The organism is Bacteroides sp. D1 (assembly GCF_000157095.2).
Taxonomy (GTDB): domain Bacteria; phylum Bacteroidota; class Bacteroidia; order Bacteroidales; family Bacteroidaceae; genus Bacteroides; species Bacteroides xylanisolvens.
On the sequence record NZ_JH114350.1, the window covers coordinates 949,116 to 960,144 of the forward strand.

7 protein-coding genes and 1 tRNA gene are annotated in these 11,029 nt (G+C 42.7%); 3 read left to right on the top strand and 5 right to left on the bottom strand.

Annotated features, from left to right (window positions below; translation table 11 throughout):
- Positions 1-8 precede the first annotated feature (8 nt).
- Complete coding sequence (gene ftsH, locus BSAG_RS01265) at positions 9-2,162, bottom strand: ATP-dependent zinc metalloprotease FtsH (protein ID WP_008642079.1); 2,154 nt, start codon at positions 2,160-2,162, stop codon at positions 9-11.
- 9 nt (positions 2,163-2,171) lie between these two features.
- Positions 2,172-2,531, bottom strand: a complete 360-nt coding sequence (rsfS, locus tag BSAG_RS01260; RefSeq protein WP_004310984.1) for a ribosome silencing factor — start codon at positions 2,529-2,531, stop codon at positions 2,172-2,174.
- 264 nt (positions 2,532-2,795) lie between these two features.
- On the opposite strand from rsfS, the gene BSAG_RS01255 reads away from it, so the two are divergent.
- Positions 2,796-2,866, top strand: a tRNA-Gln gene (locus BSAG_RS01255).
- A 340-nt stretch (positions 2,867-3,206) separates the two neighbouring features.
- Here the strand turns inward: BSAG_RS01255 and BSAG_RS01250 are convergent.
- The 3 genes from BSAG_RS01250 to rsmA all read right to left on the bottom strand — a co-directional run bounded on the left by BSAG_RS01250 (position 3,207) and on the right by rsmA (position 7,348).
- On the bottom strand, positions 3,207-5,060 hold the full coding sequence (locus BSAG_RS01250; protein WP_004315148.1) for a DUF349 domain-containing protein: 1,854 nt from the start codon (positions 5,058-5,060) through the stop codon (positions 3,207-3,209).
- 85 nt (positions 5,061-5,145) lie between these two features.
- Entirely contained in the window at positions 5,146-6,486 is a 1,341-nt protein-coding gene (gene mgtE, locus BSAG_RS01245; RefSeq protein WP_004312092.1) for a magnesium transporter, read from the bottom strand.
- A 61-nt stretch (positions 6,487-6,547) separates the two neighbouring features.
- The gene (gene rsmA / locus BSAG_RS01240) at positions 6,548-7,348 is read right to left on the bottom strand and encodes a 16S rRNA (adenine(1518)-N(6)/adenine(1519)-N(6))-dimethyltransferase RsmA (RefSeq protein ID WP_004312093.1); all 801 of its coding nucleotides are present in this window, start codon (positions 7,346-7,348) and stop codon (positions 6,548-6,550) included.
- Positions 7,349-7,464: 116 nt separating this feature from the next.
- On the opposite strand from rsmA, the gene BSAG_RS01235 reads away from it, so the two are divergent.
- Both BSAG_RS01235 and BSAG_RS01230 read left to right on the top strand, forming a co-directional pair.
- Positions 7,465-8,451, top strand: coding sequence for a lysylphosphatidylglycerol synthase transmembrane domain-containing protein (locus BSAG_RS01235; RefSeq protein ID WP_004315816.1), 987 nt, complete (start codon positions 7,465-7,467; stop codon positions 8,449-8,451).
- 121 nt (positions 8,452-8,572) lie between these two features.
- On the top strand, positions 8,573-10,030 hold the full coding sequence (locus BSAG_RS01230) for an aminoacyl-histidine dipeptidase (protein WP_004315815.1): 1,458 nt from the start codon (positions 8,573-8,575) through the stop codon (positions 10,028-10,030).
- Positions 10,031-11,029: the final 999 nt, after the last annotated feature.

An 11,029-nucleotide genomic window follows, 5' to 3' on the forward strand; every position in this document is an offset into this window, starting at 1 on the left:
CGTTTTAATTAGTTGGACCCGTTAGCTTGTTCTTCCCCATTGGATTTACCCTCTACGGTAACTTTGCCCTCCACAGTAACCTTTTTACCTTCTGCGGCAACTTTGGTGTCTATGGGTGCTTGTTCTTCCTTTGCGGTATTTTCAGCTTCCTCTTCTTTGATTTCCTTTTCTTCTTCTTTCAGCTTTTGGGCAAGTTCTCTTTCAGCTCTTGCGGCATCCTGGCTTTCTTTAGCAGCCATGATTTCTTCTGATCGGGAAGCCCAGGGGCGTTTACCAAAGATGCGTTCAACGTCTTCCGCGAAGATTACTTCTTTGTCAATCAGTAATTGCGTCAGTTCGTTGTGTCCTTCTTTATTCTCTGACAGAATTCTCTTGGCACGGTCATACTGCTCGTTCACCATTCTCTTGACTTCTTCGTCAATCAATTCGGCTGTCTTTTCGCTGTATGGACGGTTGAAAGAATATTCATCGTTGTTGTAATAACATAAGTTCGGCAGCTTGTCGCTCATACCTAAATAGGCAATCATGCCGTATGCCTGCTTAGTCACCCTTTCCAGGTCGTTCATGGCACCAGTTGAGATGCGGCCGAGGAATAAATCTTCAGCGGCGCGTCCTCCCAAAGTAGCACACATTTCGTCCAGCATCTGCTCCTTGGTAGTGATCTGACGTTCTTCCGGCAGATACCAGGCAGCTCCTAATGCACGTCCGCGAGGAACGATTGTAACTTTAATCAATGGGTTGGCATATTCCAACAACCAGGAGATAGAGGCGTGTCCTGCTTCATGCAAAGCGATGGAACGTCTTTCTGCTTCCGTTGTAATCTTGGTTTTCTTTTCCAGACCACCGATGATGCGGTCTACCGCATCCAGGAAGTCCTGTTTGCTTACGAATTTCTTTCCGTGGCGGGCAGCGATCAGTGCAGCCTCATTGCATACATTGGCAATATCCGCACCCGAGAATCCCGGTGTCTGACGTGCCAGCAAGTCCACATCTACACTATCGTCTATTTTAATCGGGCGCAAATGCACGCCAAATACTTCTTTACGTTCGTTCAAGTCGGGCAGATCCACGTGTATCTGACGGTCAAAACGTCCTGCACGGAGCAGTGCCTTGTCGAGTACGTCTACACGGTTGGTAGCAGCAAGGATAATCACACCGCTATTGGAACCGAAACCGTCCATTTCTGTCAGCAACTGGTTCAATGTGTTTTCGCGTTCGTCATTTCCTCCCATTGCAGGGTTCTTGCCACGGGCACGTCCTACGGCATCAATCTCATCAATAAAGACGATACAGGGAGCTTTTTCTTTAGCCTGTTTAAATAAGTCGCGAACACGGGATGCACCTACACCCACAAACATTTCCACGAAGTCGGAACCTGCCAATGAGAAGAAAGGCACATTCGCTTCGCCGGCCACAGCTTTGGCAAGCAATGTTTTACCGGTTCCCGGAGGGCCTACCAGCAATGCTCCCTTGGGTATCTTACCTCCCAAATCCGTATATTTCTGCGGTTCCTTTAAGAACTCTACGATTTCCTCCACTTCTTGTTTCGCTTCGGCCAGTCCCGCTACATCTTTAAATGTAATCTTGATGGCTCCGCCTTTTTCAAAAAGCTGGGCTTTGGATTTTCCTACATTAAATACGCCGCCGGGGCCACCACTACCGCCTCCGCTCATACGGCGCATGAAGAATATCCATAACGCAACCAGCAAGACAAGCGGGAGTACCTGAATCAGAATTGCGGGGAAAATATCCGATTTGGGCGGATAGTCGGATGAACCGTCAAAATGACCGGCTTCCTTTTCTGCCTGCAAAAACTCTTCCAGTTTATCGGTAGACGGGGTTCTACTTGTAATGACAGGGTTGCGTCCCACCTTGGTAGAGTCGGCTCCAAAAACAGCCCCTACGGCAGTCGGTTTGAGGAAAGCTTCGATTGATTTGTCTTCATAACCCAATACTTTGCTGACATAACCCTTTTTTACATAGTCCTGAAACTCGCTGTAAGTTACAGCTTTGCTTCCTGCTCCTTTTGAATCACTGCCCCACCAGAGGCCGAGAAGCATAAGGGCAATAATCATATACATCCAGTTCAGGTTGAACTTGGGCATATTAACCTTATTGTTAGGTTTATTGCTATTGTTATTATTGCTATTATTATTGTCCATAATCATTAATTAGTCTAGATCGGGGATTTGAGTAAGTTTGGCATCTGCCCAGAGGTGCTCAAGATTATAAAAAGCTCTTGTCTCCGGCAAAAAAACGTGTACCAATACATCGGCATAGTCCATAGCTACCCATTCTGCATTTCGGAGTCCGTCGATTGCATAAGGCTTGCTGTCCGCACCTTTGCGTGTAAATTCCTTGATTGAATCTACTATTGCACTCACTTGACTGGGAGAATTTCCCTGACAGATAACGAAATATTTACAGATGGTATCTTCTATGCTGGTTAAATCGGCAACAACTATCTTTTTACCTTTTTTCTCTTGAATTCCTTCTTTTATTTTTTCAATTAATACTTTAGTATCGTTCATTCCTGTAATTGGGATTAATAATTCATGTTCTCTATTTGTTTATAACAAAAAAAGGTGACCCTTTGTTTCTGATAATAAACGTGATATTTTTGACAAATATACGCTGATTTATTGGATACAAGAAAGTTATCCCTCAATTTTTGTGTTTTTTAGTGGAGATACTTTTGTTTGGAAAGCTTATTTGGACATTTTTGCAAAAAAAATATCGGATTTGTTTTGAATTCCCAAAATATTTGTATCTTTGCACCCGCAAACGAAAATCATTGGGCTATGGTGTAATGGTAACACTACAGATTCTGGTCCTGTCATTCCTGGTTCGAATCCAGGTAGCCCAACAAATTATAAGACAAAATAAGCTAAAAGCCGTTATTACCTAGTAATAACGGCTTTTTTGCATGTTTAATAGTATGTGTCTCTAAACTTCTCAACATCAAGAGGTCACATAAAAGGTCACTGGAAGTTTAAAAAAAAACAGTTCCTCGGTGGCAAATTCGGTGACACGAATGCACGTTGATAGTCCGAAAAACACTAATCTTATGAAAAGCCGTGAAGTTGATTGATAAAGAATAAATCCTTAAACTGGCTGTCGTCTTGTTTAGTAGAAAAGAAAAACAGGTTTTATAGCTCAAGTGAGTATAAAACCTGTTTCTAATTTTTCTAAATCGGGCAGAACTCTTATTCTTCTGCTTTTATTGATTCATCGATTACTTTGATCTTTTGTAATACCAGTTCCAAGTCTGCTTTCAACTTATCTACCTTGCGGTTCAATTCAGTCAGCAGGCTGCTGCCTTTCTTAGAAGTAGAAGTCAGGAAGCCCAGATTGTTCTCATAAGTCTGAAGCTCATTCTTCATATTCTCATAAGTACGTACCAGCTTTTCACGTTCTCTGTACAGAGATTGAGTACCGCTTCCCTGGATATTGCTGATATTCGAACGGAAGTTACTTAACTTCTTGTTGGAAGCATTGATGTTAAAGCGGTCGAATAGCTGATCGATGATTCCGTGATACTGTTTGTATAACTTATCTTTTTCTTTGAACGGCACATGACCGATAGAGTTCCACTCTTTCATTAAATCCCGAACCAAGGTACTTGCTTCTTCGGTATCCATGCTTTCATCAATAGCAGATAACTTCTCGATCAACGCTTTCTTCTTTTCCATATTCTCTGTTTCTACGGAGCGTTGTGAAGAAGTAGCTTTGTTCTTTTGTTCGAAGAAGTAGTCGCAAGCTGTGATAAACCGTTTCCAGATAGCATCCGAGTGTTTCTTGGCAACCGGTCCGATGGTCTTCCATTCTTTTTGAAGTTTGGTCAGTGCATCGGCAGTTACTTTCCAGTCTGTACTATCTTTCAAGGCTTCCGCTTTTTCACAGAGCGCTTTCTTCTTTTCCAGATTCTCGTTCATTCCTTCTTTCAGGCTCTTGAAGAATTCTCCTTTCTTCTTGAAGAAATCATCGCAGGCATGGCGGAAACGCTCGAAGATCTTCACATTCATCTTTTGCGGCGCAAAACCGATAGTTTTCCATTTGTTTTGCAAGGCAATCACTTCCTGGGTCTTGTTTTCCCAGGCAGAGAATGTTTTCAGTTCATCATACTCAATCGCTTCAACGATTTCGCAGATGACGGTCTTTTGATCCAAATTATGCTGTTCGGCTTCTTTCAACGATTCGAAGTGCTGCTGATGGCGGCGGTTGACAGCGGTAGAAGCTGCTTTGAACCGATTCCAGATTTCATCACGCAGTTCTTTGGCTACCGGACCTGTATCGCGGAACTCCTGATGCAACTTCTGAAGTTGGTGGAAAGCGGAAACAACATCTTCCTCGTCAGCCAACTTTTCGGCAGCTTCGCAGAGATGCGTTTTGATTTCTAGATTCTTTTTGAAGTCATATTCGCGGAATTCATTGTTCAGTTTCAATAAATCGTAGAACTTCTCTACATATAATTGATAGTTTTTCCAAAGTTCATTCACTTTACCTTGCGGCACCAGTTTTGTGTCATTCCATTGCTGTTGCAGCTTCTTGAACTCCGTATAAGATTTGTTGGCGTCATCTCCGGATTCCACCAATTCTTTCAGTTCTTCAATAATGGAAAGTTTCACTTGCAGGTTTTCTTCCTTTTGGCGTTCCAGCTCGGCAACCTGTTTGCTGCGTTTTTCCTTGATAACCCCCATCAGACGTTTGAATTCTTCTTCCGTCGGGTCCTCTTCGGCAACAAAATCTTCAATGTTTCCACCGTTGTCTGTAAACTGTACCTTAGCAGCTTCCAACTCGGCATTATGTAACTTGTAGAATGATTGTTTCAGATTGTCAATTTCCTGCTTGTTCGCATTTTCAGCGTCTTGCGCAAGCTCTTTTAGCTGGTTTAGTACATCTTCCTTAGTGGCAGGTTTAGGAGCTGCTTCAGGTTGAACTTCGGCAGTAACATCTTCAGCCGGAGTCTCTGTAATAGCTTCAGAAACCTCGACTGTTTTCTTTTCTTCTTCTAATTCCCCTTGGTTCAAGGGTTGATTAGTGTCATGAGCGTCCATCATTGTATATTAGTTTTGGGTCACAAATTAATGAAATAAAACGATTACTTCATACTATTTTGCTTATTTTTTTTTGTTTATCGTGTTTTTATGACAATAAAACGGTTATTCCCATGTACAACATCATTCCGATGATGTCATTTGTAATGGCTATAAACGGACCTGTTGCAATGGCTGGATCGATTTTGAACTTCTCCAGCGTCATCGGTACCAGTGTCCCGAAAATAGAAGCGAACATTACCACGGCAAACAGGCTGATGGATACGGAATAGGTGACCGTAGCCGTTGCGCCGAACCTGATAAAGTTGTAGGTGTATACTAATAAGGAGATAATAGTGGCATTAATTAAAGCTACTACCGATTCCTTGGTTATCTGCTTGAAGGTATTTTTAGCGTCCAGCGAGCTGTTTGCCAAACCCTGTACGATGATTGCCGAAGATTGTGTTCCGACATTTCCTCCTGTACCACCGATTAGCGGGATGTACAGTGCCATTTCGGGATGGGCAGCAAAGGTGGAGTCGAAATTACCCAATATCATAGAGTTGCCGATTCCGCCGATCATACCGATTAATAGCCAGGGGAGGCGAGCGGTGGTCTGTCTCAATACATTATCGTCTGTTTCTACGTCCTGCGAAAGACCGGATGCCAACTGATAGTCACGTTCCGACTGCTCACGGACTTCATCCATGACGTCGTCGACGGTGATTTGTCCCACAAGCCGACCGATACTGTCGACAACGGGGATAGCCACCAAGTCATACTTCTCAATCGCCTGTACTACCTCGTCAATGGGAGTATCCACGTGTACCGAAATCGGATCTTTCTGCATCACGTGTTTCACTTTGGATACAGAAGGGGAAGTAATCATCTTTTTGAGCGGGAAGATACCTCGCAGACGTTCGTCATCGTCAATGACATATACATAATAGATTTCGTCCAGTTCTTCCGCCTGTTGCCGCATCTCTTTCAGACATTCGGGCATACTCCAGTTTTCGTTGACAAGTACCATTTCCGTACCCATCAAACCACCGGCGGTATTTTCGTCGTATTTCAACAAGTCGACGATGTCTCCTGCCTGTTCGATGTCCTCGATGTGCGAAAGAACCTCTTCCTGCTTGTCTTCATCGAGTTCACGCATCAGGTCTACGGCATCATCCGTGTCCATGTAGTCAACGAAGCGTTTGGCGATTGTCTCCGAAGGAAGCATTTCGAGCAGCTCTTTACGAGCATCTTCGTCCATTTCGACAAGCACGTCGGCGGCAATTTCGTTATCGAGCAGGCGATAGACGAACTTAGCCTCTTCCGCATTCAGGTCATTGCACAATTCGGCGATGTCGGCCGGATGGAGGTCGATGAGAAGACCTTTTACCTTGTCGGCGTCTTTTTGCTCAATAAGGTGTTTAACGTTGTCAATGTATTCCTCGTTCATCGTTGTCAATTACAAATTACGAATTACAAAATCCAGTTCTCTGCTCACTGTTGCCCGCCAATTATTGGGCGTTGCCGGCTGTCTTTAGTGCTTCTTCCACTTTATTGGTCAGATCGATAAATTCGGCTACCGATAGTTGTTCCGGGCGTTTATTAAATAAGATGTCCTCCGTGAGTGGACAATCTTTGCCTAAAATAGGTTTGATGGAGTTGCGCAATGTTTTCCGTCGCTGGTTGAAGGTCGTTTTCACTACTTGCTTGAACAGTTTTTCGTCGCATCCCAACTCTTTAGTCTCGTTGCGTGTCATACGGATAACAGCACTTTTCACTTTGGGAGGCGGATTGAACACGTGTTCGCTGACAGTGAACAAATATTCCACTTTATACCATGCCTGTATCAATACGCTAAGGATACCGTATGTCTTGCTGCCCGGTCCGGCTGCAATACGTTCGGCTACCTCTTTTTGAATCATTCCCGTGCAACAGGGGACGATATCTTTGTTGTCCAGCATCTTGAAAAAGATTTGGCTGGAAATATTATACGGGTAATTACCAGTCAGTACGAAAGGCTTCCCGTCGAACAACCGGTGAAGATTCATTTTCAAGAAGTCATCCTCGATGATGTGGTCTTCCAGTGACGGATAGGCTTCGCGAAGATAAGCAACCGACTCATAGTCAACTTCTACGACCTTTACCAATCGGTCTTTCTTTACTAGAAACTGGGTCAATACTCCCATACCCGGCCCCACCTCTAAAATAGGCAGTTCGGGGAAGGTGTCGACTGTATCGGCAATATCTTGCGCAACTTTCAGATCTTTCAGAAAGTGTTGTCCGAGAAACTTTTTAGGCTTTACTAATTTCATTTACCAACTAAATAATTACTTTTGCAGCTGACAAAGGTAATTCTTTTAAATGAAGAACGTACTACTATTTATTAAAAAATAAATGATGTGTCAGCGAAGCTAATGAAGAATTAAGGATGAAGAAACTATTAAAAAAGACGCTGAAACTGATATTACCGGTTGTTTTAGGCGGCTTTATCTTATTCTGGGTATATCGCGACTTTGATTTTACAAAAGCGGGCGATGTGTTGTTACACGGTACAAATTGGTGGTGGATGCTCTTCTCGTTATTGTTCGGAGTGTTTGCACAAGTCTTTCGTGGTTGGCGGTGGAGACAGACATTGGAACCGTTGGACGCTTTCCCGAAAAAGAGCGATTGCGTGAATGCTATCTTCATTTCATACGCTGCCAGTCTGGTGGTTCCCCGGATCGGGGAGGTGAGCCGTTGCGGAGTGTTGGCGAAATATGATAATGTCTCGTTTGCCAAGTCGTTGGGAACAGTCGTTACGGAGCGGTTGGTCGATACGTTGACTATTCTCCTCATCACAGGCATCACTGTATTGCTCCAATTACCGATATTCGTCACTTTCCTTCAGCAGACCGGAACGAAAATCCCTTCATTAGTCCACCTGTTGACTTCAGTGTGGTTTTATATCATTCTGTTTTGTTTTATTGGTGTGGTGATACTTCTTTATTATTTAAGAAAAACGTTGTTCTTCTATGAACGGGTGAAAGGATTTGTATTGAATATATGGGAAGGAATTATGTCTTTAAAAGGCGTGCGCAACATTCCCCTCTTTATTTTTTATACACTGGCTATTTGGGCTTGTTACTTTCTCCATTTCTATTTTACATTCTATTGCTTTGCCTTTACGGCACATTTGGGTATCCTTGCGGCATTGGTCATGTTTGTCGGCGGCACGTTTGCCGTAATTGTGCCTACCCCTAACGGAGCGGGACCCTGGCATTTTGCCATCATTTCTATGATGATGCTTTATGGAGTAAACGTGACGGATGCCGGAATATTTGCCCTGATTGTACACGGTATTCAAACCTTTTTGGTTGTTTTATTGGGTGTGTACGGCTTGGCTGCTCTGCCGTTCACCAATAGACATCGGGCGTAAATTTTTAGCTAAAAGTGTATATTCTTACATGTTTTTGCCAACCTCCTTTGTCATCTGAAAACTTTTCCATAACTTGGCACTGTTTAATTATCAGATTTAAAATAGTTTTAAAATATTTATTATGAGTACCATTCTTTCTTTAGCTCCACAGAACGTGTGGAAGCATTTTTATTCGTTGACACAGATTCCCCGTCCGTCAGGACACATGGAAAAGATTACAGCATTTCTTTTAGGTTTCGGAAAAGAGCTGGGGCTGGAGTCTTTTGTAGACGAAGCAGGTAATGTGATTATCCGTAAACCCGCCACTCCGGGTATGGAAAACCGGAAAGGTGTGATTCTTCAGGCGCACATGGATATGGTTCCGCAGAAGAACAACGATACTGTACACGATTTTGAAAAAGATCCGATTGAAACTTATATAGACGGTGACTGGGTAAAAGCAAAAGGCACTACTTTGGGTGCAGACAACGGACTGGGTGTAGCTGCTATTATGGCTGTGTTGGAAGCAAAAGACCTGAAACACGGTCCTTTGGAAGCTCTTATCACGAAAGACGAAGAAACCGGCATGTACGGTGCGTTCGGCTTGAAACCGGGTACACTGAACGGAGAGATTCTTTTGAATCTGGACTCGGAAGATGAAGGCGAGTTGTATATAGGTTGTGCCGGAGGTATGGATGTAACTGCTACCCTGGAATATAAGGAAGTAGCTCCCGAAGCAGGAGATATCGCAGTGAAAGTTACATTGAAAGGATTACGCGGCGGACATTCGGGATTGGAAATCAATGAAGGACGTGCCAATGCTAATAAGTTGCTGGTTCGTTTCGTTCGTGAAGCGGTTGCCAGCTATGAAGCCCGTTTGGCTAGCTGGGAAGGTGGTAATATGCGTAATGCTATCCCACGTGAAGCACATGCGGTTATTACCATTCCGGCTGAAAATGAAGAAGAACTATTGGGCTTGGTGAAATACTGCGAAGATCTGTTCAATGAAGAATATTCGGCAATTGAAACACCGATTAGCTTTACGGCTGAACGTGTGGAACTTCCTGCGGGTCAAGTGCCTGAAGAGATTCAGGACAATCTGATTGATGCAATCTTTGCTTGTCAGAACGGTGTGACCCGTATGATTCCTACTGTTCCGGATACGGTAGAGACTTCTTCCAATCTTGCTATTATTACGATTGGTGAAGGAAAAGCTGCCATTAAGATTCTGGCTCGCAGCTCGAGTGATAGCATGAAGGAATATCTGACTACCAGCTTGGAGTCTTGTTTCTCTATGGCAGGTATGAAGGTGGAAATGACTGGTGGATATTCCGGTTGGCAGCCTGATGTTAATTCTCCGATTTTGCATGCGATGAAGGCCTCTTATAAGCAGCAGTTCGGTGTAGAGCCTGCAGTGAAAGTAATCCACGCAGGCTTGGAATGTGGTATTATCGGTGCTATTATTCCGGGATTGGATATGATTTCTTTTGGCCCGACTTTGCGTTCACCGCACTCACCGGACGAAAGAGCATTGATTCCTACTGTACGGAAGTTCTACGACTTCCTGGTGGCTACTTTAGAACAAACTCCACTGAAATAAGCGTATTCTTTATTATGTAAATATTCTCCTATTATATAATAGGTATTTATAGCGAAGGCACGGATGAGATTTCATCCGTGCCTTTTTGTCATATTAATTGCAGGCTATATTACAATTTTATTTCATAACAAATAAATTAATTGATGCAAATCAAGAAATATGCTATAAAACATAAATTTCTCTCTTTTTTAGGTCGATGTATAAACAAAGACCGTATTTTTGTGTTATAAAACATGTAATTAAGAGGATAACAAAATGAAAAGTTTAAAAAGATTGTTTAGAAAGATCGGCGAAGCCGATGTACATGTTTGGGGATATTCAACAATTAATGCTAAACCAAACAAGTAAGTTTTATTTTTTAGTTTTCAGGAATTAGTAATTTAAAGTTTTAAAGATTATGGCAAAGAAAATGAGTTTTTTAGTTAGAAAAATCCTTAGTGAAGTAGGTCGTAATGAAATGCTTTCATGGGGGTACAGAATTGAGAAATGAGAAAGAGTACATTAACTAGGTTTAGAGTGGGGATACGTTATTAAAGACGATATCCCCACTTTTTCTATATAAAAGAGATATAGGGTGAGGCGGGGAATAAAATGAAGGAGCATTTAACTCATGTTTTCACCACAGAGGACACGGAGGACACAGAGGTGAATTTGGTTTATGACTTACGGTTGTGGGCATAATTTTGACGTGTAATCCTCATACTATAAAGTTGAAAAAACGGTTCTTCGTCAAATTTGGTGGTACTTCTTCTATTGTGAATAAAGAATCTTGGCTCTCAGTAGTTTACTTCCTGCCCTATTGTACATCTGCCTTTTTACCGCTTTAATTTTATTCACTGTCCCCTCCAGTAATCCGTTATTAAAGGGGATATCAATAGCTGCCTGTACTGCCTCCCAGTCTTTTTTCAATACCATATGCAAAGTTCGTCAGTGCCATATTCCGTGTTGCCTTCGTCTTTTTCTAATCCACTTTCTAATATCCTTATCATAAGTGTTCCC